The organism is Adlercreutzia sp. (assembly GCF_056795635.1).
In genome coordinates this window covers 154,494-181,349 of sequence record NZ_JBQIIT010000001.1, presented here as the reverse complement: position 1 = coordinate 181,349, position 26,856 = coordinate 154,494, and the positions used below count along the sequence as shown (strand labels likewise).

The 26,856-nt window shown below is 66.1% G+C and carries 1 protein-coding gene (cut by a window edge); it reads right to left on the bottom strand.

The genetic code is table 11. From position 1 onward, the window contains the following. Positions 1–26,856, bottom strand: the start of a protein-coding gene (locus ACTOXK_RS00690; protein WP_482279817.1) for an SdrD B-like domain-containing protein. 46,923 nt of this gene lie to the left of the window's left edge; the window shows 26,856 of its 73,779 coding nt (coding positions 1–26,856); its start codon is at positions 26,854–26,856; its stop codon lies beyond the left edge, outside the window.

Here is a 26,856-nt window from a genome sequence, read left to right as displayed (position 1 = left end):
GGCGGCCTTGGCCGTGCGGAACAGCTCAACCGGGCGATCGGCGTAGACGCCATCGTACTTGAAGGCGTAGTTCACCATGAGGTTGCTGGCCGTGTAGGTGGCCTGGGTGGTGCCCACGTTGTACTGGCTCTTGCGGGTGAGCCACTGGCCGGCGTCCAGCATGGTGTTGTCGAAGCGACGGTTGGCGTTGGCGGCCTCGAAGGTGATCTGGAGGGAGGTGAACAGCGGCTTGGCGTAGGTCTGGTCCACCTCGGCGCTGTCGTAGGGGTCTACCGCGGCCCCGGCGTTGGCGAAGCCCTTGATGGTATCCGTCGCCTCTGTAGCCTTATAAACATTATATGACATAACGTCATCGCGGAAGAAGCTCTCGAAGTCGATGACGTAGTCGCCGTCGGCGTCGAAGGTCGGCAGGCCGTCGGCGTCGTAGACCACCTGGGCCGTGGCGTCGTCGATCTTCCAGGGGCCGCTCACGCGGCCGGCGTCCTTCAGCTCCTGCCAGGTGACGGACTTCGTCTGCTCAACGCCGTCGCCGTCCACGTAGGTGAAGGTGAAGTCGGTGGCGTTGAACCAGCCGCCGTCGCACTCCAGGCAGGCGCAGGCCTTGCCATCCTGGCCACCGCAGGCCACGGCCTCGATGAAGGCCGCGTCGTCCTTGGTGTAGGTGTCGCCGACGATGGTGAGGTAGATCTGCTCGCCGTTGTGGGCGCCGCCGTCGGCCACCTGCTTGCCGCCCTCGAGCCTGCGGGCGCCGTCGTAGGGCTCGTAGGTGCCGCCCACCTTCACGTAGGGGGCGTACTGGTAGCTGATGCAGGTGCCCTTGGCATGGTCGTCGCACTTGTGGTCGCCGTCGTTCACCAGGTAGGCGGGCACGTACACGTTCTGGAGGCGGAACACCTTGTCGCCGGCCTCGGCGATGTTCTCGTCGAAGCTGCTCTTCAGCTTCACGCGGGCCATGTGGGCCGCGCGGGTGTGGTCCTCGGTGGGCTTGCCGGCCGCCGGATCGTCGAACTGGTTCTGGAAGCGCACCTCGTAGGTGGCCTTCGTGGGCGTCAGGTTGTCGGCGTCGGCGTTGACCTTCTCCTTGCCGGCCACCAGGTCGTACACCCGCTCATCGCCGTAGTCGTAGACGCGCTTGGTATCGGTCTTCCAGGTGATGGTGTTGGTGGTGTAGCCGCTGGAGGTGGAGGACGTGTAATCGTTGGCGCCGTTTCTCAGCCACGCGCCCTGGGGCACGACCGAGGCGTTGGCGGCGTTGTAGCCGTAGCTGTCGGTCCGGGTGATCACCTGGGTGCGGTAGCTCTCGTTCAGCACCCCGTGGGTGGTGGTGTCGCCGATGTGATCGCCGTGGTTGTAGTTCTCGGTGTTGTCCGTCAGGGCGCCGTTGTTCTCGGTCTGGATGCCGGTATTGTAGCCGTAGCGCACCTTGTAGCCCACCATCCAGGCGGTATCGTAGGCCGAGTTGCGCGGCACCCAGGTGTAGGCCCAGCCGGTGTAGTTGTACTGGCGCTCGAAGGCGTTCACGATGCGCCACTGGTTGTTGGAGTACAGGGCCTTCTCCGCGCTCGTCAGGTAGGTGGCAGGAGCGGAGAAGCGGTTGTAGTCCACATGGGCCGTGGAGATGGCGTTGTCGATGTAGCTCTGGAAACGGGTCTCCTGGGCCGTGGTGCCGTCGGCGTACAGCTTGTTGGTCTGCCCCTTGAAGATGTAGGGGCGGCCGAGCACCTGGTAGTCGGACACGGCCTGGCCCGAGCCCTTGTCGCCATCGTAGGCGCGAGCGGTCTCGGCCGTGGCGTCGGCATCGCCGCCGTAGGGGCCCAGGTCGATGGTATAGCTCGTCACGAACTCGCCATCGGGCAGGTTGATGGTCAAAGGCTGGTGATCGTCCTCGTCGGCCACCTTGGTCAGGCGGTTCACCACCGGCTTGCCGTCGGCGCCCACCACCGGGTTGCCGTCCTTGTCGACGCCCTTCTTCACGTACTCGTACTTCGGCGCGCTCGTCCAATTCACGGCGTCCATGAACTCGGGGGTGTAGTCATAGGGGCGCTTGAAGTAGATGATGGCGTCGCCGTCCTTGTTCAGGCCCTTGGAGAACAGGTAGGTCAGGCCCGGAGAACCGGTATCGTCGGCCGGATCGGTCTTCTCGTGGTTCGACGGGCGCAACGACTCATCCACCATGGTCTCCTTGCCGGAGGCGTCCACGAGGAACATGCCGTGCTCGCGGATGCGGATGGTGCGGTTCACCGTATGGGTGACCTTCTGGCCGTCGGAGGTGGTGAACTCGTAGGTGGAGGAGCCGGCCTTCTTCTTCCAGCCGTTATCGGTGGCGGCGTCGGCCTCGGTCCAGGTGCTGTCCTTCTCCCAGGCGGTGGTGCGCAAGGTGATGAACACCTTGTCCATGTTGGCCGCGCGCTCCCAGCGGGCGTAGTTGGTCAGCGGGTTCAGGTGGGCCCACACGTTCGCGCCGTCCATGGCGCTGATGGAGCTCTCAGGGTTGCCCGTGTTCGCCCCGCTCGTGCGGAAGAACTTCAGGCCCGTGCCCAAATAGCCGTAGTACTCGGTGTCCTGATCGGGGTAGATGGTGGGCAGCGAGTCGTTGATGCGGATGTTGTCGGCCGCCGAGATGTTGGTGCCCCAGGGCTTGTAGTCGTGGTCGGTGTAGCTGTTGTTGTTGCTGCCGGGCTCCCAGCGGTACAGGGACATGAAGTAGCCCTCGTCATCGGCGAAGATGCGCTGGTCGTCGTGGTTGTCCGACACGTTGGTGTTGCCGGCCCAGCCGATGGAGCCCTTGTCGCGCACCACGGACTTCTGCACGTAGTTGCGGCTCTCGTAGGTGATGACCGAGGAGGAGGTGCGCAGGTGGCGCATCTTGCCCTCGTCGAACTGGTAGTAGTGGTAGTGGTGGTGATAGGTGTTGTGGTAGGAGCACCAGCCCGACTTGCAGCAGGCGCCCACCCGGTGGAAGTTCTTGTAGCCCCAGGTGCCGCGGTTGTACTCGTCGTAGTAGATGTTCAGGCACTCGGCGGCCCCGCCGGTATCGTAGTCGCCGTAGATGGTGCGCGCCTGCTTGTTGGCCTTGTCGGTCTTGGCGTTAACGCCGTCGGCGCGCTGGTCGGGCGAGTCGTAGCGGGTGGCGGCGGCGTGCACGTACTTGTCGCCGGAGTACTCGCCACCGATGGTCATGTTCACCGTGGTGGTGGAGGTCACGGTGTTGTTGGCCGTGGGCTCGGTGGCCTGGTCGGTCTTGATGAAGCGGCCGGTCACCTCGAAGGACATGGCCTTGGTCCACTCGGCGGACGAGGCCGAGAGGCTCTCGGGGAACCACTGGCCCCAGTCGGGCATCTTCGGGTAGCCGTTGGCATCCAGGGTGCCCTGGTTGATGGTCACGTCGTAGGTGATCTTCTTCACCTTGAAGCGCGGCACCGACTGGGTGTAGTCGTTGAAGGTGTCGCGGTAGGCGTAGGTGGGATCGGTGCCGAAGTCGGCCTCATGGCGGTCGTAGGCCGCGCTCGGGTTGGCCGCCAGGTCCACGGGCTTGCCGCTCTTGTCCACCACCTTCATGAGGTTCAGGCGGAAGAAGTAGTTGCCCTGGTTGTCCAGCTGCACCGAGGTGGGCGTGCCGGCGCCCCCGGCCGTGGCCAGAGAGCTGTAGTACTGCTGGCGGATGGTGTTGCCGTCCACCACCAGCTTCTTGCCGTCGCTGTACTCCACGGTCACCTTGTCCAGGTAGGACAGGGCCTGCTGCTTGATCTTGATGTAGTAGGCGTCGAAGCCGTCGCCGGTGATCTCCTGGACCATCTCCAGGTGGGCGCCGGTGTTGTAGGTGTAGGAGCCCACGGAGTTGTAGCGGGGGCTGCCGTTGGCCCAGTTGTAGCAGTAGTCGTAGTTGTGGTAGTAGGTGGAGTGGTTGTGCACCTGGTCCACGATGGAGCCGGCCTTATCGCGCAGGGAGCCGTCCACGAAGCCGGAGCCGTAGATCCAGCGGGTGTTCTTGTCGTAGTAGGCCCAGTTGGAATAGCAGCCCGGGCAACGGGTGTTGTAGAAGTTGGAGTTGCCCTGCTCCATGAAGAAGGTGCCCTCGGGGGCCACGGCGGAGATGCCGCCGCGGGCGTTGTTGTCGTAGGGCGAGCCGTTGGAGGAGGTGCGGTTCGCCGGCTTGTAGGTGATGTTGCCGAGGTTCTCGTTGGGCGTGGTGTCCACCTGGCGGAAGTCCACGAGGAAGGAGCCCTGGGACTTGTAGCCGATGGCCAGGTTGCCCGAGGTCTCGTCGAGGGAGCTGCCCCAGCAGGCGGAGTGGCCCGACTGGCCGTGGGCGTCGTTGGAGCCGGCGGAGTAGTTGGTGAAGCGGGTGGACTGGGCATCGCCGGTCAGGTAGTCGGCCCCGAGCTTCTCGGGCATGAGGTACCAGGACGGGTAGGTGCCGTCGGCCAGCTTCTCATCGTAGCGGCTGCTCGCGGGATCCTTCACGCTCCAGCTGGGGGTGACGGTCAGCTTGCCCGGCTGGGCACCGCTCGCGTCCCCGGAGGTATCGGGGCCGGAGGACACCACGAGACGGGCGCGGCGGATGTCGGTGGGGGTGTCGTCGCCGGTGAGCACGTCCTCGCTACCGTCCTCGTTCACGCGCACGAGGCCGACGCAGATGACGGCCCCCTCGTCGATGGAGGCGCTCGCCTGCTTGTCGGTCACCTCGTCCACGGTGTAGCCGCCGGCCACGAGCAGGGCCGTGGCCTCTTCCACGGTCTTGCCCACGCACTCGGCGAACAGCTGGGCGCGCAGGTACTCCTCGGTGGGACCGTCGGAGACGTACACCTTCACGGCGCCGCGGTTCTCGCGGTCCTCGGAGTAGTCGCCGATGCGCTCCACCTTGAATACGAGGCCGGCGGCCACGACATTGTTCTTCTCATGGACGACGTCGTTGGCCTCGTCCACGGTGTAGTGATTGTCGGTGAGCAGCTGGATGGCCTCAGCCAGGGTCTTGCCGGTGTAGGCGCTCGCCAGCTCCTCCTTCTCCAGGTCGCCGGGGTGCTTGCCCTCGGAGATAGTCAGCTGCACGGTGCCGAGGTAGTCCTTGGCCGGAGCGCCGTCCGGATCGTCGGGATCGGCCGGCTGGGTCCAGGGACCGCGGGTCAGGGCCAGGTCGATGAGCTCGCCGGCGGGCACCGCGTTGCTGTACTCCTTCACCGTGTCGGTCTCGACGAAGTAACCCAGATCCAACAGCTTCGCCCGGGCCTCGCTCTCGGTGAGGTAGGTGGTGGTGACATTGCCGTCCTCATCGGTGGAGGTGGTGGGGCGCAGGTCCTTGAAGGCATCGGGGCCCTTGGAGATGACCACGGCCACCTGGCCGAGGGTATCCACCTTGGTGGGATCGTCGGTGTTGTACACCGGCTCGGAGAGCTTCTGGGCCGAGATGATGAGCCCGGCGGCCACGGTGTCGCTGTACTCGTAGGTCACTTGGGCATCGGGAATCTCGAAGTTCAGGGGCGCCAGGGCCGCCTTGGCGTCGGCCAGGGTCTTGCCCACCTGGTCGGCGGCCTCGTCCACCTCCTCGGCCGGGCCGGCGGACACGTACACGGTCACGACGGCCTTGGCGGTGTTGGTGGCCTCGCTCTTCAGCTCGGCGCGGATGACGTTGCCCTCGGCGATGCCCGGGCTCAGCCAGTAGAGCTGCTCGCCGGCGGCGATGGCACCGGGCTTGTCGGTCACGCGCTCGTAGGAAGAGGTGCCGTCCTCGGCGGTCACGAGACGGTACAGGTCGATGGCGTTGATGTCCTCGGAGCCGTCGAGCGGGTGGTAGGTGTCGTTGCTGTTCTCGAAGCGCAGCTCGATGGTGTAGTCGGAGTCGCGCAGCAGCCACTTGGCGGTCTTCTTCTCCGCCTCGGGGGCCTTGTCGAAGTCGTCGCCGGAATGCCAGTAGGTGAGCACCTTCTTGGAGGCGTCGTCGCGGTCGACGTTCTCCTCCACGACCACCTTGCCGTAGGTGCCGTCGTCGTTGCGCACGTACAGCTGCTCGCCGGGGGTGTCCCCTGCCCCGTTCTGGGTGGCCAGCTCGGAGCCGCCGGGCACGACGAAGTAGCCGTCGTGCACAAGGGCCTCGTTGTAGGTGAAGAAGGCCACGCCGTCAGCGGGAATGGGAGTCGCGTCGGCGGCCATGGCATCGGTACGGTAGCCGAGGGTGTCCGCAGCGCCGTCGGCGCCGGGCACCGTCACCACGGTCACCTTCTGGTAGGCGCCCTTCTCGTCGCGCACATAGGCCTGGGTGGCACCGCCCACGAGGGTGGCCGGGTCGTCTGCGGCCACGTAGCCGTCGTGGACGGCGTCGGCGTCGTAGCGGTAGAAGGCCACGCCGTCGGCGCTCGGGTCGGGATCGATCTCGAAGAGCGTGTCCACGATCTTCTCGAAGAGGCTCTTGTTCTCGTTCTCGTCGTTCTTATCCTCCACGGCCTCGCCGGAATCCACGTCGGCATAGGCCGAGCGGCTCACGGCGTCGAAGTACATCTTGGACACGAAGATGAGCGAGCGGTCGATGCGGGTGAGGGTGTAGTTGTCCGCCGTGCCGTTGAGCACCTTGTCGCCGTTGAAGCCGTAGTTGGCCTTGTTGCCGTCGGCGGTGAGGGCACCGCTCGTAGCATCGAAGGCCGGCAGGTCCAGGGGCGCCTCGCGGAAAGAGTCTAAATGATTATATGTTGCAATGTTTATAGTGCGCTGGGTCTCGAAGTTGCTGTCTGTGTAGCCCTGGATGAAGACATTCTGGTCGTCGATGGTCTTGCCAGCCATGTCCTCGGCCATATCCTTCCAGGAGTACAGCTGGAACATGGTGGGCACCTCGATGCCCATGTCGTACACCTGCTGCTCGGTGAGCAGGAAGCTGCCATTGGCCTGGAGCGGGATGCGCACGCGGCCGTCCACCACATCGAAACCGTGGGCCCGCAGGGTGGCCTCGCTCACGGCCGCGGAGTTGTAGGACAGCGCACCGCGGGCCTGCAGCGACCGGTTGGCGGTGTTGGTGCCCGTGGCGTACTCCAGCTCGAAGCCGGCCAGGCGCTTCTTGCCGGCCACCTCGGTGTAGTAGGGCCACAGCACCACCTTGGTGGTGCTCGTCTGGGCCACCTTGCGGCTGATCTGGTAGGGCGAGTAGCCGAAGATGCGGATCTTGCCCACCTTGTCATCGGGGAAGCATTTCAGGTAGCCGCGCGAAATGGTGTAGCCGATGGGATGGAAGCCGGTGTAGGCGCTCGTCTTGCCGTTGTTGCCCACCACGGCAGTCTTGCCGGTCTGGAAGGTCTCCCATTCCACGGGGAACGTGATGTTCACGTCGGTGTCGTCCAGCTTGGAGATGCCGGACTCGTTCTTCAGCGTGGCCCAGTAGTTGAAGGTCTTGGCGTAGGGCACGGTCACCTCGGTGCGGGTGCCGTCGGAGGCGTAGGCCGTGGACTCGCTCACGGTCTTGCCCGTGTAGTTGTTCACGTCGCCGTAGCGCACGTAGGAGTGCACTTCCATATAGGGGCGGGCCACCGACAGGGCGGCGCACTTGCGCACCGTGTCATAGCGGTAGTCCCGGGACAGGGCCTGGGCCTTGTCCTTCTCGGCGGTGTTGACGGCGGAGTTGTCCTGCCAGTCGGCCGTGCGCACGCCGCGGGTGTCGTAGGCGCCCTTCTGCTTCAGGAACAGGCGGGCGTGCAGAGTCTGGTTGTGCGGGTAGTACCAGTTGTAATTCCGCGTGCCATTACTGCTCGTGGAATAGTAGGTACGGTAGCCGTTCACGCAGGGAGTGAGGGTCTTGTCGGTGCCGTTGACGAACAGGCCCGCCGCCGACCAGCTGTTGCTGTAGGTGGCGGTGTTGCCCACGGAGTTGTACCAGTCGGCCTTGCCCGTGGCGGTCACCGTGAGCTCGCCGGTGGCATCGGTGGGGTCGGCATAGCCGTTGTTGGCCGCGGTGGCCGGCACCTTGGCACCGGCGTTCCACGAGGCACCCGAGGCAGCCGGGCTGCTGTTGGCCGTCGTGTTGCCGTTGGCGTCCTGCATCACCCAGTCCTCGGCCGCGGCGGAATTCTGCTGGCCAGGGCGCCAGGAGGGCTCCAGCGAATCGTAGTGGAAGTCCACCTGGTACAGGTAGCAGTCGTCGATGGTGTAGGCCGTGGTGTTCTGGTAGATGGGGCCGGTGTAGTTCGCCGCGGTGTAGGCCTCGCTCTTGCCGGCCACGGTGGGCACCGTGGTCGTGGCGTCGTAGCCCGCGTCGCCCGAGGGGGTGCGCACGAGGCCCACGGCCTCAAAGCCGTCGATGGTGTTCACCACGGTATCGCCCGCAGCGTCGCTGTTCCAAGCATCGTGGAAGTTCAGGGTGGTGGCTGCGCCATCAGCACCGAGAAGCGCTGAATCGGCCGGCACCGTGATGATGAACTTCTCGCCGTTGGGCTGGTAGAAGGTCAGGTCGATGGAGTCCAGGGAGCCCATGGTCTTCAGCGCCGTGCCGATTTCCAGCTCAGCGGTCTTGAAGCCGCGCACCACGCCCCGGTAGCCGTAGTAGTTGTTGGTGTCCAGGTCGGCGGCGTTGCCGGCGTTGGCCTCTGGGTAGCCCGAGGCCAGCATGGCCTTCGCCTTCATGGACACGCTCTCGATGCGCAGGGACAGCGTGGCCTCGTCGGAGCGGGCGCGGGTGGCGTTGCGCAGGGTGAAGGTGTAGCCGGCGCCGTCGGCCTTGTTGGCCACCGACACCGTGGCGGAGTTGCCCGAGCCCAGGGTGCCGTTAATGGTGTCTTCGGTGAAGCCATTATCGACCCACTCAGGGGTGGAGGAGCTGGTCGCGCCGGTGGTCGGGCGGCTGGCGGCGTCCTTGAAGGCCGTGGCCTCCGAGGCGCCCAGGTACTTGTCCACCACGAGCTTCTTCTCGGAAGCGCGGTCGATGTTGCCGTAGAAGCTCGACAGCGGGAAGTAGTACATGGTGGAGGCCATGCGGTTGTCGTAGCTGGTGTTCACGGTGCCGCCGGCCACGGCCGTGGGCGTGCCGTGGGTGCGCACGTCGCCGTAGATGCGGGCCGTGAGCGTGGTGTTGCTGCCCGCCTTGGCCGGGGTCAGGCCGTCGGCCGGGTACTCCTCGTACAGCTCGGCGGCCATGGAGTTGTACAGCAGGCGCACGTTGGCGATGACCTCGTAGTCGAAGGCGCCGTCGGCGTCCTCGCGCAGGTCGATGGAGGCGCCGGCGGCCTTCAGGGCCTCCAGGCCGGCCTCGGTCAGAGGCAGGTGCGCGATGGCCTCGTCCACCGAGGCGCCGTCGGTGCCGGCGGCCGTGGTAAAGTCGATATCGGCGGCGCCGTTCTTGACCAGCAGCTCGATGGTGGCGTCGTTCAGGGTGACCGTGGCCACGGGCTTGGTAACGGTCTTGGAGCCGTCGGAGAGCTTGGTGACCTCCACCTCGCCGGTGGCGGCGTTCACGGAGCGGCGGTACTTCTGACCGTCGGCCCCGGTGAAGTCCTCGGAGGAGGCGTGGGGCACCACCGTGGAGCAGCCGTAGAGCCACAGCTTGCTCACGGTGCCGGCGCGGTTGGTCCACTTGGTGCTCGTCACCGTGGTGTTGGCCGGCAGCTTGGTGCGGGTGGCGTCGCCGTCGCGATAGCGGTAGTAGCCGTCGATCTGCAGCTCGTCGGCGATGAAGCCGCGGGCCTGCTCCACGATCTCGTTCGCGGCCCGATGGTAGGTGCCGTTGGCGTCCTTGGTCACCTTCATCATGGACACGCCGTCGATGGCCAGGTCCAGGTAGCCGTTCTCGGCCGTGGACTTCGACTTGTTGGTGAGGATGTACTCGTACCAGGCGTCCTCGCGCGGGTTGTCGCTCGTCTTATCGGGGGCGTCCAGGGTGTCGGTGAAGCGCGGGGTGGCATGGTCCTGGCCCACCTTCCAGCCTTCCCCTTCCCCGTTGCCGAAGTCGAGGTAGCTGAAGTCGCCCTCGCCCCAACGGTAGGGCACGTTGGTGATGGGGCGGTACAGGGTGCCGCCGATGACCTGGCTGTCCACCTTGTTGCCGGCGGCGTCCAGCGTGTAGGTGAGCGGGCGGTGGGTGGTCTGGTCCACCTCGATGTTGCCCTCGCCGGTCTTGCCGCCGGTCCAGTTGAAGTAGGTCTGGATCTCCGGCTCGGCCGTCAGCGGGTTCATCTTGGCGTAGTCGCCGTCGATGGTGCGGCTGTCACGGTTGCGGTTCCAAGGCTCGCTGGCGTACTCGGTGGAGAACTCCCCGTCCACGCTCATGACCGTGGCGCGGGTGGGCACGCCGTGCATCTCGATGACGGCGGCGTCGGCGGCCGTGGGATCGGTCTGGGTCACATGGGCGGCGAAGCCGGGCAGGTGGAACACCACGCGGGTCACGTACAGCTCGTCCTTGCACTGGGTATGGGCCGGGTTGGCGGCATCGTCGTTGTGATCGATGCCGTTCTTGGCCGTGCAGTCATCGCTGTGGGCAAGCCAGGCCTCGCTCGGGATGGAGATGACCCAGTTGCCCGCGGCGTCCTTCTTCAGGTAGTCCTTCAGGTAGATGGCGTTGTACTTCGCCGTCGTGCCGTCGGCCTTGGTGAACACCTTCTCGCCGGTGGCGTTGCCGTCGCCGTCAGTGTAGGCGCCGGTCGGGTCGTCCGCGCCGCCCATCTCGTGGATGGCCTTGTCGGGCACTCCGGGCACCGTGATGGTCTCCCGGGCGAAGGTGCCGTCGCCCTGCATGCGGTTCACCTGGATGCTGCGGGAGAAGGTCAGGTCGGCACGGCCCACGGCGTAGATGTCCACTGTGTAGCCGTCCAGCAGCGCCTGCACGTCCGCCAGATCCAGCTTGTTCAGGGCATCCAGATCGGCCACCGGAGCGATCTTATCGGTCTGCTCCTCGAAGCCGGGCAGGCCGTCGGGGCGCGTCGGGCGCGTGTAGCCGTCGCGCTCGGCCATCGCGCCGGCCAGGGCCGCAGCCAGGGCCGGGCCGTTCACGTACAGCGTCTTGGCATCGAAGCCGCGCCACTGGCCGTCCACCAGCTCGCCGTAGATGGCGTGGTTGCCAGCCGTGTCGCCGCCGTCGTAGTTGTGGAAGCCGTCCACCAGGTTGCCCTGGGAGCTCTTGTCGCCGTCGAAGGCCGAGGTGGCGCTCGCGGGCAGCAGGTCCGCCGCGTAGGCGGCGCCCAGGCTCACCCGGGCGGAGTCCATGGCGTAGTCGGCGTCGTTGGTCAGCGGGAAGCGCCAGCCGGAGTTCGGCGAGCCCATGAGGGTGTCGATGGGCGTGTCGGGCGCATTGTCGTCGCTCCACTCCATGGCATTGTTCACCGTACCGGCCTCGTCGGCGTACAGGTAGGTGTAGGCGCCGATGCGCGGGCGCACCGGGTCCACCTCAGCCACCAGGGTTGCGGCGTCGGCCAGGTTCATGCCGTTGGAGCGGTTCACCTTGGCCTGGTAGCCGTCGTAGTGGTTCGAGCCGAGGGCCTTGTAGGCCATGACCGGGGCGGCAGCCCACAGGGCGGCGCTGTCGGCATCGCTGCGGCCGGCCGTGGCCGTGGCCAGGTTCACCAGGCCCGCGGTGCCGTCGTATTCCAGATGGGCCCAGTGGCCGTACTGGCCGTAGGCGGCCGCGGCGTCGGTCACCGTATCGGCGAAGGACCAGGCGCCGCCGTTGTTCACCAGGCCGTGGTCCCAGGCGCCGGCCGTCTGGGCGCCGTCCAGAGCACCGGCCCCGGCATAGTCGGTGTTGAAGACGGAGTTCAGCGTGATGTTCTTGTTCACGGCATCGGCGCGACCGAGCACGTCGATGGCCGCCTCGTCGCCTTCCTTCACGCCCTTGTTGAAGTGGGCCACATCCACGCGCAGGTAGGTGAAGTAGCCCTCCTCCCACAGGGTGCTCGGCAGCACGAAGTCGCCGTCGGTGGTGTAGAAGGCGCCGGCGGCCGCGGCCGTATCCAAGTCGTAGGTGTAAGTGAAGGTGCCGTCGCCGTTGTCCACGGCGTCAGCGCTCACGGCCGTCGCGTCCAGGGGCACGGCGGTCACGGCAATGGACTTCACGGCGTTGCCCGGCTTGCCGTCGGCCAACTTGTCCCACTTGGCGGCCTCAAGGAGCCCCGCGGACAGGGTGATGCGCTTCGCGTCGAAGGTGCGCAGAGAGCCGGCGTAGTCGTCGGCCTCGTCGGCGGGCACCTCCTCGGAGGGCATGACGCCCACGGCCAGGTAGCTATCGAACATCTCGTAGTCGCGGTCGTACACGTTGGCGTCGGGGTTCCACAGGCTGTTGCCGTAGTCGTTGGCCACCACCTTGGTGGGGTTGGCGTAGTTGGTGTAGGTGAAGCGCCAGCCCGCGCCGTAGTAGCCGAGCCAGGCGGCGGTGGTGTCGTTTCGTTTGCCGTTGGGGGCGTCGGGGCTCAGGTTGGCCGTGGTGCCGTAGGGCACCGTGGTGGCCGGGGTCTCCGGGGCAATGGCGCCCATGGGCTCGGCCTTGTCCACGAAGTAGGCCTTGGCCGTCACCTTCTGGCTGGAGGCGGGCATGTGGGCGAACAGGTCGCCGTAGTCGGTGGAGCGGGTGAGCTCGCTGTAGCGATTCACGGCGTACTCGTTATGGCGATTGCTGCCCTCGGTGCCCTGGTTGTTGCCGACGAAGAGGTTGTTCCAGTTGGCGTTGCCGTAGGTGGTGCGGAAGTCGGTGTCCATGCGCACGGTATCGTAGTACCAATCCCACCACTGGGTCACCTCGGAGCCGTCGTTGTTCTCCCAGCCGTGGTTCACGCACCACTTGTCGCGCACCGACCGACGCTTGGTCACGTCCGGCGAGTCGATGGTGTAGCCGAAGAAGTCCACGTAGGGCTCGTCGCCGTTGATCTGCTTGTAATCCTTCTTCGCCGGATCCTTGGACTCCTCGCGGGTGAGGTCGGCCCGGTAATAGCCATAGTCGATGACCATGCCGGCCAAGTCGCCGGCCACCCACATGGTGGAATCCAGCAGGATGTCGTCGCCGTCCAGAGCGATGCCCGCAGCCTCGCCCGCCGCGATGTCGTACTCGCCCGTGACGATGGGGTTGCCGCTCGCGTCGGTCTTCACCACGGGATAACCGTAGAGGTCGAGCACCGTGTTGCCGTCCGCGTCCTTCTCGAACTCGTAGGTGCGGTGGATGCCCTCCTCGAACCAGCCGTTCACCTGGAGCGCCACGTACTTGGTGGCGCTGAGCGGCGAGGCGGTGGCAGTGGTGCGGACACCGCCGATGAGCGAGTCGGCGCGGCCGTCGCGGGCGTACCAGTTCAGCGTGATGCCGCGAATGGAGCTCTCGTCCGCGCCGCCGTCGGCCGGGCGCAGGCCCGCCTCGTACATCTCCTTCGACAGGGCCAGACGCGTGGTGCGGAAGCCCACGTTCTCCAGAAGCGCCGGGGCGGCGCCGTCGGAGATGGGCAGAATGTTGCCCAGGGTCACCCTCGCGCCATGGGTCATGGCGTAGCGGGACTTGTTGGACAGCAGGGCGCGGTAGCCCACGGCCTCGTCGCGCCAGTAGGCGCGGGGCTGGGTGTTCCAGTTGTAGTCGCGGTACACCGTGTGGTTCGCGCCGGGGGTGGCCGAATTGCCCACGGTGCCCACCGGGGCCGTGCCCACGGAGGTCACCGCCGAGCCGTCGGTCACCGTGGTCGGCGAGTTCGTCTTCTCGTACTTGTCCAGGTCGCCGAAGGCCTTGTTAGCCGTGTCGGCATCCTTGTAGGTGTACAGGGCCACCACCGGGCGCACCGGTGGCAGGGCCACGTTCAGGCGGGCGCTGGCCGTATAGGTGTAAGGGGCGTTGCCGCCCATGGACGCCGTCTTGGAAAGCGTCGTGGAGTTGTAGGCGCCGGCCGAGGCGTTCCAGTAGTAGTTGCGGCCCAAGGTGGTGCCGAAGGTGTTGTAGGCCGACACCGTCCAGTTGCCGGTGCCCGGAGTGGTGGCCTCGCTCACGCTGTAGCTGTAGTTCTGGAACAGCTGGTTGCGCAGGTTCGCATAGGTGGTGAAGTCGCCGTTAAGGCCGCGGACCTTGAAGGCCGGGTCGCCGTTGATGACCGGCGTGCCATAGCTCGCGCTCGTGGAATCGGTATCGTACTTGTTGTTGGAGTTCCACCAGCTGGTGATCCAGTCGGTGCGGAACGTGGCCCGCAGATCCCAATCGGTCCAGCGGTAGGTGCCCTCGCCCCAGTACTCTACATAGGCGCCCATGTCGTTGGTGGTCTGGGCGGCGAAGTCGCGCAGGTGCATCTCCAGGTTGCGGTAGTACTCGTGGTTCCACAGGGCGGCCGTGAAGATGACGTCGCCGTCGGCCTGGCGGTACATAACCACCTCGCCGTCGCTGTCCTTCGCCTCCAGCACACTCCCGTTGAAGGCCACGTGATCGAACAGGCTGCCCTTGCCGCTCGGCAGGGCCACGGTGCTGAAGGAGGCCGCGCCGAGAGCCGCGTCGTCGGCCACCGTGGCGAAGGTGCGCAGGTCGGCGCCGTCAATGGTCAGGCTGGCATCGGCCGCCGCCGGCTCCTGGGCGGCCTGGTCGTAGGGGCGCCAATACAGGGTGAGGTCCTTCACCGTGGAGCGCTCGAACAGGGCCGCCGACAGGGCCACCTTCTCGGTGAAGTAGTTCACCAGGCCCGCGGGCTTCTTGCCGGCCTTCACCTCCTCGTCGTCCTTGTTGTTCACGAAGGGAATCTTGGAGGTGGCGAAGTAGGCCTTGCGCATGCGGAAGTGGCCGTCGGCGCTCGTGAGGTTCGTGCCCTCCTTCTGGGCGAAGTCGGTCATAGCGTTGTCGGTGGCGCTATTGTTGGACAGGGTGAAGCGGAAGCCGCTGCCCTCTTCCTCATAGTAGCCGTTGGTGTAGCCGCTCGTGGTGCCGTTCACGAAGTTGCTCGTGGTCTCGGTGAGCTTGAGCGAGCCGCCGAGGGCCGTCTCCTGGGCCGTGCCGTCGGTATGGTCGTCGTAGCCGGCCGAGGCGGTGGCGTCCTCGGAGCGCATGAAGGTCTCGGCCTTGATGCGCTCGTCCACCTCGTAGGGGCGCCCCATGAGCCAGGCCGTGGCCGCGCCGTTGTGGTAGGCGTTCGCGCCCTTCCAGTAGGGGTTCCAGCTGGCCACGCAGCGCTTGAACTGCGGCATGTAGGCGTTGTAGCGGCTCGTGATGGCGCTGTAGTTGCCGGCGTTGGCCACACACCAGTTGTGGGCCGCGGAGCCGGGCCAGGTCATGCACTGCACATAGTCGCCCACGCGGGTGTAGCCGCTGCCGTAGGCCGAGGGGGTGCGGGAGTTCCAGGCCCACACGTTGGGCCAGCTGCCCCAGGCGTAGCCGCCCTTGTTGGTGCCGTAGGGGCGGGTGGGCTCGTCGCGGTCGTAGTGCCAGCCCTGGTAGTCGTAGGTGCAGCCGAACCAGGAGGACAGGGGCATGTCGCGCACGTTGTTGGCCTCGCCCCACACGTCCACGAAGGCATCGTAGGTCTTCACGGTCTTGTCCGGATCCTCGGGAGTCGGATCGGGCTTCAGGCCCGTGTTCGGGTCCACGGAGTTGAAGCGCACCACCACGTTCAGCACGTAGCCCTGCTTCCACTCGTCCCAGGGAATGATGAGGGAGCCGTCGGAATCGTAGGCCTTCGTAGCCTTGGTCGCGTCGTAGGCGGGGTTGCCCACGGCGTTGCCGGCGGAATCCACCTCGCCGCGCAGGTAGGCGTAGGGCAGAATCACGCGAGTCTTGGCCGGGGCCGCCGCCAGGGGCAGCTTGGTGGCCGTCGGCTCGTAGAAGGTGATCTCCACTTCCTTGATGTCGGAGCTCGCGCGCAGGGCCTTCGAGATCATGATGTTCTTGGTCTGGAAGCCGCGCACGGCGTTCTCGTAGTCCTCCACATCATCGGTGCCGGGCACCAGCTCCCAGGACACTTCGGTGCCCTGGGGCTTGATGCGGCCGTAGGTGATACCGGAATTCGTGGGGTTCACCCAGTACTTGGTGCCCTCGGTGCCGATCTGCAGCTCGCTCTCGAACATGGTGCGGGCGCCGTTGGACACGTTGAAGCGGTAGGCCGCGCCGTCCTCGCCCCACCAGGCCTTGGTCTGGCTGCTCATGCCCGTGATGTTGGTGGTGGCGGCCATGGCGGCCACGGACCGCTTGGCTGCCGCGTCGTAGGTCTCCCCCGCCGCGGGCTCCACGGCCTTGAAGTAGGTGTGGGCCTCCAGGCCGATGTTGGGCTGGCCGCCGATGGCGTACAGGTTCGCCTTGTCCCGGGCGAAGGTGCGCACGCCGTCGGAGTTCACGCCGTCGTTGGCACCGGTGGCGCCGTTGCTGGAACCGGAGATGTGGGACCAGTCGGCATCCGGGTACAGGGCCTTGAACTCGGAATCGGCATCCACGACCACGTAGTAGTTGCCCACGTAGGCGTAGCGGCCGAGGAACTGCTTGTTGATTTGCGAGGTGCTCGTGCCCGGGTTGCCGCCGCCCCAGCAGCCCCAGCCGTGGGTCTGGCCCACGTGCACCACGTTGTAGCTGTCGCCGTAGGCATAGACGTCGTCGGACTCGGCGTAGTAGGGGTCGGTGGCGTTGTTCACGTTCGGCGAGTCAATGCCGTAGCCGAACAGGTCAACGTAGGCGTTATCGGTCACGGTCAGGTGCGCGTCCACCTTCTTGAACGTCACCTCGAAGTAGAAGGCGTCGTTGCCGAACCAGCCCTCGGTGGCCGGGATGTTGATGTTCTCGCCGTCCCACGTGCCGTCGGCCTTGGCGCCCATCCACTTCTGCTGGATCTGCTCCCAGGTCCACGTGCTCTTCACGGCACCCGCCGTGCCCACCACATGCGAGCCGCCCGAGGTGTACTTGGTAAAGGCCGGCACCGAGTGAATGGTGACCGACTCTATCTCGGAGGAGGCGATAAGCCCGGCCGAGAGGGTCAGGTAGGTGGTGTGGTAGCCGAGGTTCTTGTCCAGGGCCTCGCCGGGCTTGTCGCCCTTCTTGTGGCCGTCGCCGTCAGAGCCCCATTCTGCCTGGTCCCAGCGGGGAGTCAGGTTGCCGATGGTCAGCTTCGCTCCCGTGTACATGGCATGGTCGGCGTCGTTGGTGACCACGGCGCGGTAACCGGCGTTCTCCTCGTTGCGGTAGGCCGTGGGCTTCTCGTCGCGCACCTCCGAAGAGGTGATGGGATACTGCTGGTAGTAGTTGCCGCCGCCCTCGGCCGTGAAGCCCTGCTGCTCGCGGCTCGTGCCCGAGTTCCACAGAGTGGTCTTGTTCATGTGGATGGTGCTGATGCCGCCGTAGGTGTTCGGCTGCCCTGGCACGATGGTCACGTTGTCATCGTCACCGGCGGCCTCCACGCCCTGCTTGGCACCGTAGGCGCCCAGGTTCATGGTCGGGCGGATGGGCGGCAGCACGCTCGTGAGGGCCACGGCGCTCGTCCAGGAGCGGGTCCACTCGTCGATGGCCTGCTTGGTCTTGAACGTGGAGTTCATCTGGAAGGTGCCGAGGTTGCTCGTGCGGCCCCGCAGCTCCACATAAGCGTTGGTGGCCTCGTTCACCCACTTGTTGAAGGAGCCGTAGTCCAGCTCCACCGACACGAGGTAGCCGCGGTCCCACAGATCCCAGTCGATGACCCAGTTGCCGTCCTCATAGCGCACCACCGACTTGGACACGGTGGCGCCGCTCTCATCGGTCACGTCCTTGGTGAACCAATCGGGCACGGCCACGGTGCCCGAGGCGAAGGTGCCCTCGGTGTAGCCCTTCCAGTTGGCGTCGCCGGGCTTGGTCACCGTGATGCGGGCCTGGTAGATGTACTCCACCAACTCGTGGAGGCTGATCTCCTTGAGGGTGCCCTTGCCGCCGTCGTTAATATCGTAGTAGGTGATCTTCGCGTCGATCATCTGGCCGGCATGGGAGGCCTGCTTCTCCCCCTCTTCCACGTTGCCCTTCTTGAACAGCTCCGGAGACAGGGTGATGCTGTGGGTCTCGAAGTCCACGAGCTTGTTCGCGTCGGCGGGGTTGCTCGGGTTCTTCAGCACATCGGCCGGCAGGGGCTCCACGGTGAAGCGGGCACCCTGGGCGATGGCGTACTTGGTGTCGTTGGCCACGTTGATGCGGTAGCCGGAGTCCTCGTAGTCGTAGTAGGCCTTGCGCTTGGGAACATCCACCCGGTCTTCGGTACCGGGCTTGGTGGCCCAAATCTCGTCCTTACCGGTGGTGGACTTGATGCGCAGGCCGGCGCGGTGGCCCAACAGCGGGTTGGAGTAGCCCTCCGAGGCGTTGTTGGGGCCCAGGTAATCGGTGTTATCGTCCTTCGCGTCCTCGCCGCGCATATCGGAGAAGGCCTTCACGATGGGAGTGCCGTCCGCGGGGTACGGGGCGCCGTTGAGCACGCCCTCGGAGTCCACGGCCGTGTCCCACTTGGGATTCTCGTAGTTGGTGGAGAAGATGCCGCCGATCTCCATCTCGGCCTTGTTCACCACGGTGCCGTAGATGTCCAGGTAGCCGCCGTCGTTCAAGGTCAGGCCGCTGCCGAAGTGCACGAATTCCTGCTCCAGGCCGCGCAGATAGTAGTTGCCGGCCTTCCAGGGGGCGCAGTCGGCCAGGGTCACCACGATGGTGCCGTCGTCGGCCAGAGACAGACCGTAGGTAGACACCTTGGCATCGTGGGCCTTGTGCAGCTCGGCATTCACAGTGGCGTCATCGGCACCGGCGAAGGAGGGGTTGGCGGCGCGGAAGGCGTCGCGATCCTCCTCGGTGAACAGGTCGAGCAGGGCCCGGAAGGCGATGCCGGGCACCGTCAGCGTCGTCGGCGTCTGGAGGTTCGAGGTGTTGGTGGCATCGAAGACCTCCAGGGTCAGCGTGTCGGGAATGCCGCCGCGGCGCACGTTCTTCTCCACGGCCACGGCATCGGGGCAGTCGGCCGTGTGCACATGGGCCATGCTGCAGGTGTTCGACTCGTACACGGTCATGAGCTTGGTCTGCCACAGAGCCGGGGAAATGGCGATGTGGGAGGCCTCGAAGTCGGTGTGCCCCTCGGTGATGTAGGGGATCTTCTTGTCCACGGTCTCGGTAGAGTCCGTGGGCGCCCCGGCGCCCATGCTGTCCTTCAGCACCACGCCGGCCTTGATGACAGCGTTGCCGATATCGTAGGCCGAGTCGTTGGCCACCGTGATGCGCCAGCCGCTGCCCGGGTCGCCGATGTAGCCCTCGAAGAGCTTGTCGTGGCCGGCGTCGTCTTTCTCCACCACAGGCGTCAGCAGGCTCATGTCGGTGACCGGGTAGCTGTCGCCCACGAACTCGGTGACGTTGTAGGCGAACAAGTCGCCGCGCCTCACGCCGGTCACGGTGTTGCCGTCGGCATCGGTGCCGCGGTGGTAGATGTTCTTGTTGCCGTCGCGGTGGTAGGACAGCACGCCCACGGCCGGGTCGATGTCCACGGTGCGCTCCACCTGCTCGGTAACGGTGTAGGTGAACCAGCCGTCGGCCACGTATCCGCGGTGGCCGTCCGGGTTCTCGTACTCGTCCACCTCCACTTCCACGATGGTGATGTCCCCGGTCACCGGGTCGCGCTGCTCCTGGTCCACCATAACCTTGTTGCCCGTGGGCGTAAAGGCGGTGGTGTAGGGCTTGCTGTGCTCCTTGCCCTCGGTATCCTTGTACTTGAACAGGTCGCCGACCACGATGCCCTCGTTGCCGGAGCGGTCGGTGTACAGGTCGTTGCCTTCGGCGTCCTTCTTGACCCTCACCTCTACTTCCAGCTTGTCGTTCTCGCCCGCGCCGAAGATGAACCAGCCGTCGGCGATGTAGCCGGTCTTGCCGGCGTTGTCGGTGTAGAGCGGGTTGCCGTCGTCGTCGATATTACCCGTGGAGGCCAGCTTCTTGCCGCCGGCCCACTGCTCGGTCACCAGGTCGAAGAGGTAGTCCTCGGTCACCTCGCGGCTCTGGGGCTCCTCGTAGACGAACTTGTCGTCCCGCAGGATGCCGGTGTGGGTGCCGTCGGAATAGCGCTTCGAGCCCGTGAGTGACTCCACCTCGAAGATGGGCACCACGCGGGTCTGCACCTCGCCGTTGGCGTCCTCGTAGGTGAACACGCCGCCGACGAGCACACCGCGCACGCCGTCCTTGTCGGTATAGAAGGGCAGCATGGTGGCCGCGTCGAAGGGCTTGGTCTGCTCGGTGGTCACCGTGGAGCCGTAGCTGAACACCTTGTCCTTCACGATGCCCTTGTTGCCCGAGGCGTCGGTATAGTAGATGTTGCCGTCGTTGTCGCGCTCGTACTCCAGGTTGCCCACGAAGGCGTTCGGGTCGCCGGGCACCTTGCTCTCGCGCATGCCCGTGGTGGTCACGGCCAGGTGGTAGGGGGCCTTGCGGGACGTGAAGGAGGCCGTGGCCTTGGCCAGCACGTTGCGGCCCTCCATGGCGGCGGCCAGCTGCTCGTAGTTGGTGGTCAGGGTGCCGGTCATCTCCATGGTGGCCAAGTCCTCGGCCGAGCCCTGCACCTCAACGTACATCTTGCTCGTGCCGATCTCGCTCTTGCCCTTCAGCTCCTCGAAGGACAGGGTCATGGACACGAAGTAGCCGGCACCGAACAGCGCATCGCTCCAGTCCTCGGGAATGAGCACGGCGCCGTTCTTGGTCCAGGTGGCGATGTCGTCGGGCTCCTGATCGGCGATGACGTTGCCCTTGATGTCGACGAACTTGCCGTCGGCGTTCTTCTTCCACACCTCCTGGCCGCCCACGGTGTAGGCCGCACGGGCCTCTAAGAGCTCGCGCAGGTCGCGCTCTCCCTGGGCCGTGTCGGGATTCAGGGTGTACACGGCGTGCTTGTTCGTGTACAGGGCCCCGTCCTTCACGCGGTAGGTGATGTCGATCTTGTTCAGGACACCGTTATCGAGCAGGCCCTGGTTGATGCCGACGCGCTCCGTGGTGAAGCCGGCGGCCTCGGCCGCGCCGTAGGTGTTGCCCACGGTGAAGGAGGCGGGCTCCATCTTCGACATGGAGTTGTTGCTCACCTGGAAGCGCCAGCCCGACCCGGTGCGAGACAGGATGGGCTGCTTGTTCACATCGTTGGGGCCGATGGCCGACTTCTCGTCGTAGAGCTTCGCGGCCATGGACACGGCCGTGGCGCTCACCTGGGGCGTCGGCGAGAGGGCCGAGGTGAAGGTGGCCTGGGAGCGATCGGATGTCTCCACCGAGGAGGCGTACTTCTGGGCCGCCTGGTTCCAGGTGCGCTTGCCGTACTGCACCTCCACCGCGTTGCGGTAGTCGGCTAAGGGCAGCGTCATGGTGCCGGTGACGCGCACGGTCACGGGCAGCACGATGTTGGCCGCCACGGGCGATTCCATGACCATGCGAATGCCGCCGGTGAAGTTCTTCAGGTCGGTCTTGTCCGTGACGGACAGATCGGTGAGCCCGGGGATGGGGCTGATCTGGCGAGCGGCCAGCATAGACGCGATGGAGGTGGCCTTGTCCTCGCCGCCGAGGCGGTAGATGTGGCGGTAGCGGGTGACCGGCTCGCCGTCCTCGTCGGTGCCGGCGTCGTAGGACTCGGTGCGCACGTATTCGGGGGTGCCGATGTTCACCCAGTAGTAGTCGTCCTCCTCGTTGGCGCTCTCGTCGCCGGGGTCCTTCTCGGCGGGCACGGCCACCTCGAACTGCACGACGGCGCTATGACCCCAGTTCGTGTTGTCGAAGCCGTCCAGGAAGTGGCTCTCGTCGGTATCGAAGTAGCGGGAGAGCGGCTCCATGTCGCTATGGTAGTCGTTGTCGCCGGTGCCCATGGTGCGGGCCGAGTCGATCTCGAACTCCAGGTTGTAGAGGCGGAAGTAGTCCGGCAGGGTGTCCATGACGGCCGGGCCGTGGGGCTTGCCGGCATCCTCGGGACGCTCAGCGCCGCCGATGCTGCCCACGTTCTCGCCGTAGAGGGGCATGTTGCCCTGGGAGGTGAAGTTGCCGATCTCGTAGGTGACCGGGTAGCCCAGGTAGCTGTACTTGGTGGAGAGCACCTTCTCGGCCTGCGGGCGCACAGAGGGATTGGCGGTGGAGCCGGTGTACTTGTTCACCGCCAGCTTCTCGCCGGTCAGAGTCGCCTCGGGAATGCCGAAGGGATAGGCGAACTTCGACACGGCGTCGGACCAGGAGTAGTCGCGGCTCGGCGCATCCACGCCGCTTCCCAAGTGACCGAAATAGATGGTGGTCTTGGGGCCAAAGTCCACATAGTGGCCGCGGCCCATGCCGCCATCGGTCTCGGGGATGTTGGTGGTGTAGGGCACGGCCACGATGAAGGAGTACTGGCCGCGGGCCCCCTCCTTCTCCGGAACGCGGCTGTTCGGGTACAGCAGGCCGCCCTCGGCATCGATGACCGTGAAGTTCACGTAGCCCGGCTGGTCGTTCTGGCGATAGGGAATGGAGTGCGTGGTCACCACGGGGTTGTCGTCGTCATCGAAGGTGCCGTCGATGTTGTACTCGTCGTCGCGGCTGTCGTCGATCTCGTAGCGGGAAACGGTGACGCCCTCCTCGTTCACCTCGGACTTCCACGTCTTCGGGCGCGCGTCGGCACGGGTCATGATCTGATCCAAGTTACTGAACAGCGTCTTGTCCAGATCCTTGTAGTCCTGCTCCAGCCAGTCGGTGGTGTTGTAGATGAGCACGCCGCCCTTGTTCGGCACGCCGACGTACTGGAGGTTCTGGGTGTCCCGCGGGGTCGTGAGCGGCTGCGCCGCTCGGGCCAGAGAGGGATCCTTGTCCTTCTCCGAGATAAGCTCGTTGGGGTACAGCGTGTTGAACACCGCGCCGTCGGGGCGCTTGCTCGTGGCGGGGTCGTAGAGCCACTGCATGTGGTCGCGCTTGGTCAGGCCAGTGTTGTTGTTGTGCTCGGTGTTGTGCACGCGGATGAAGTACTCCAGGGCGTCGATCTCGGCGGTGCCCGTGGAGGTGTTGGTGGTGGTCACCTTGTACACCATGTAGTTGTAGCGGTCGTAGAGCACGTTGTTGGAGATGGGCTCGTAGGTGGTCTCCCACGTGAGGTTCGTCTTCAACAGGTTGATCTTGCGCACGGTGCCGCCGTAGCCCACGCCCATCTGGGCGTTGAAGGTGCCGAACTTGCCGTTCTTCGGGTCGGTTCCCGGCGGGTAGAAGTACTTCTCACCAGAGGGCTGCACGTCGGTGAACACGTGGGCGCGGCCGCCGTACTCGATGGTGCCGCCGGCGTTCTCGGGAATGTCGCCGACCATGTTCACGTTCACGTTGGGGGCGCGGGAGAGGTGGCCGCCCACGGGGAGCTTCTGGTCGTAGCCGGTGGGGTTGTACACGTTGCCCTCGCCGTGCCACACGAAGATAAGCTCGCCGGTGAAACCGTAGGTGAAGTTCAGGCCTTCCAGCTGCGGGTAGTCCTTGATGATGTCGTTCAGGTCATCCTGGGCCAGAGTGGCGATGTAGGTGTCCAGGCAGACGCGCACGTCCTTGCCGCCGTCGGTGGTGGCGCCGGGCACGCGCAGGTATACCGACCAGTTGTTCAGCATGGAGGTGCGGTTCGTGCCGAAGTCCACGGAGATGAAGGGGTAGTTGGTCTTGTCGGCGGGGTTGCCGTCCTTGGCGTAGCCGCCGCGGGACCAGGTGCCGTCATCGTTCTTGTCGCCGCGCCAGTCGGTGTAGCTGTAGGTGGACATAAGGCCGCCGGCCTCGTTCTTGATGAGGTAGGGCACGCGCAGCTCGAACTCGGTGCCCATCTCCTGGTAGCCCTCGGCGTCCTTCTGGTAGTTGTAGTCCTGGAGCTTCCAGTAGTTCTGCTCGTCGGGGGGCAGCGTGGAGATGTCCTCGGGGAAGGAGGAATCCGAGCGCAGGTAGGTGCGCTTGTCCACGGTCTCGGCGCTCGTCACGGCCTCAGCCGCCGTCGTGAACTTGGTGGCGCCGGTGGGGTTCGGCGTGTAGACGAGGTTGTTGTCTTTATCGTATTCGTAGGTGCCGTAGTAGCTCGGGCCGTAGGCGCTCCAGCCTCCCATGTAGCCGGTCTGGCCAGAGAACTGGCAGGACAGCGTCAGCTTCGGATGGTTCTTGTCGTTGATGAGGTAGGTGTCGGCGCCGGTCTTCTCGTCCTTGCCGAGCGGGGTGCCCATGTCCTGGCACACGAGATTCGGGTTGAAGTTCGAGTTGCCGAGCTGGCCGGCGGTGTTCGGGTTGGGCGCGATGGCCAGCGGGGTTACGCCGAAATCCACGAGGGACATGCCCAGAAGCGCCATGTAGATCTCCAGGAGATCGTAGTCGCCCAGGGCCCCGTCGGCCACGGTCAGCTCGCCGCGGGCCGCCCGATCCAGCGCATCCATGAGCTCGTCCATGGAGTGGATGCCGGCGGCGTCCAGCAGCTTGGTCATCTCATCGATGACGTCTTGATCAAACTCGCTGTACTCGGGGCCGACCGCCATGGCGTCGTCCTCGACGGGCTCTTCCTCGGTCGGCTCCTCGCCGTCGTCGGTGCCCTCGCCGTCGTCGGCGCCCTCGTCGCCCTCGGTCGGCTCGTCGCCCTCGCCCTCGCCCTCGGCCGGCTGATCGGCCTCGGTATCGCCGTCGGGCTCGGTGGGCTCGGGCTCCGTCGGCTCGGGCTCGGCCGGCTTCGGGAACACCGCGTCCACGGTGCCCAGCGACAGGATGGCGCAGGACTCCTCGTCGGCCTCCATGGCCTCAACGTCACCATCGGCCTCGGCCACGGCCTCTTCCTGAACCGCCTTACTATATATATAGGACCACAGGGTGAGCTCCGGGGTCTCCGCCTCGTAGGCGCTGCCGTCCTCGGTGAGGGTCAGGGCGCTGGCGGCGTAGGGCACGGCCACGTAGAGCACGCGGGCGCCCACGGCCTCGCCGGTCTCCTCGTCGCGGGAGAGCGTGGCGTCGCCGGGCAGCTCGGCATCCTCGGGAGCCGGCACGGCCTCGGGTTCTGCCTCGTCGGTCGGATCGTCGTCGATGGCCATGAGGTTCTCGAAGCTGATGTCGGCCACGCCATCAGCCACCTTCTGCACCGGGGCGGCCTCCACCTCGGCTGCGGCTAGGGTCGCGGGGTCAGCCGGATCGATGGCGGCCAGCTCGTCGGCGGTGAGGTTGGTGGCGTCGAAGGCCACGATGGCGTCGGCGGAAAGGCCGCCGGCGCCCTTGGCATCCACGGGCAGGTCGGACACGCGCAGGGCATGGCCGCGCTCGAGCAGCGCGCCCTCGGCGGCGGTGATGTTCACGAGGAAGGCGGCCCAGCCGGTCTCGTCAGCGAGCACCGGCTCGCCCTGGGTGGCCACGGCCGCGCCCACGGTGGCCAGGGGCGCCACGTTGGACAGCACCACCGAGGCGGCCTCGGCGTTCTCGGCGCGATAGAGAATGGAGTCGGCCGGCTCGGCGGGCTCATCGTCGGCAGCGGCCTCGGCGCCGTCGCCCTCGGCAACGCCATCGCCCTCGGCGGCCTCCGGCTCGGCCTCGGGATCGGCGGCCGTGTAGGAGCACACCACGTAACCGGCCTGAACGGTCACGGCCTCGGCGGCGGGCACGTTCTGGGTGAGCGATGCCGTCAGCGAGGGCAGCGGGGTGCCGGCCGGCAGCTGCCCGCGGGTCTCACGCTCGGTGATGCCGTGCTCGTCCTGCACGCCGTCGTAGCGCAGCACGATGGTGCCGGACAGGCCCGCGGCCAAGTCCTCGGCCGTGCGCTTCTGGTACTGGCCCATGTGCTCGGTGTACACCGACCAGCCCACGGGCAGCTCGCCGGCCAGCACGGCGCGCATGTCGTCGGCCGCGCCGCCGCGGGCCTTCCACTCCTCCTCGGAGTTGGTGCGCCCGTAGGTGCCGTCGGCGTTCTCATAGAGATAGGGAGCGGCAAACGTGAGCACCACGGCATCGTCGCTCTCGGAGCCACCAAGGTAACCGCCCGCCAGGCTTACGGCCAAGTTGCCAAAGGTGGGGGCCAGCGTCAAGCCGGAGCCGGACACATGGAAGGCATCGTCGGAAGCGCGCAGGCCGCCGGTCACATTAAGGCCGTAGGTGAAGCGCTCGGCCAGAGCGGCCTTAAGCTCCTCCTCGGTGGAGGTGGCGGCGTTCAGCAGCTTATTCGCCTTCGTCTGCTCGGCCTCCTCGGACAGGGAGGGCATCACCTTGTCGGCATCGAGCAGGTCTTTGGGCAGATATGCCTGCATATCTGCCTCGCTGATGTCATCATCAGCGACCGCGTCGTCGGCGCCGTCCTCGGTGCTCTCGCCGTCCTTGCCCTCCGCGTCAGCCTCGTCGGTGCCCTCGTCGGAGGCTCCGTCTGAGGCCCCGTCGGCCTGATCGGCTGCCTCGTCATCGGCCGCCTCGTCCTCCGTAGCCGGCGCCGTGGACACCGGCTCGTCGCCGACGAAGATGGTACGGGCCTCGGCGATGGATACGGAATTCCAGCTGGTCAGCACCAGCAGCACGGCCAAAGTGCAGGCCAGAACCTTGCCCGAGGGGGTCAGCTGGCGCGGCGCGTTGCGGCTCACGATGCCGTCGCCGTTGAAGTCTGCCGGAGCCGGCAGAGCCCCGTCGAACCCGCCCTTGACCTCGGCATCTGCGGCAACGGCATCGGCAACGGCATTCCCCTCCTGGGAGTCAGCACCCTTGGCGGCGGCGTCGCGGGAGACGATGCCCTTGCCGGCAAAACGGCCCGTATCCACCGCAACCGAGTCCTCGTCCACGACGACCTCGGCCTCGACCTCCGTCGCGTCCTGGACGTCCTCGACCTCCTCGACCGCGGAAGCCTCGGCGGCTGAGACAACGGCCTCGACCTCGGCAGTTTCGACGACCTCGGCGGCCCCAGCGACCTCCGCAGCCTCGTCAGCCTTTCGCTGAGAGCGCAGGGCCCTCAGGACGGCAAACACGCCGCCCCGCTGGGCCTTCGGCTCGTTTCCTTCGCGAGTTTCAATGCGCATTTTGCTCAT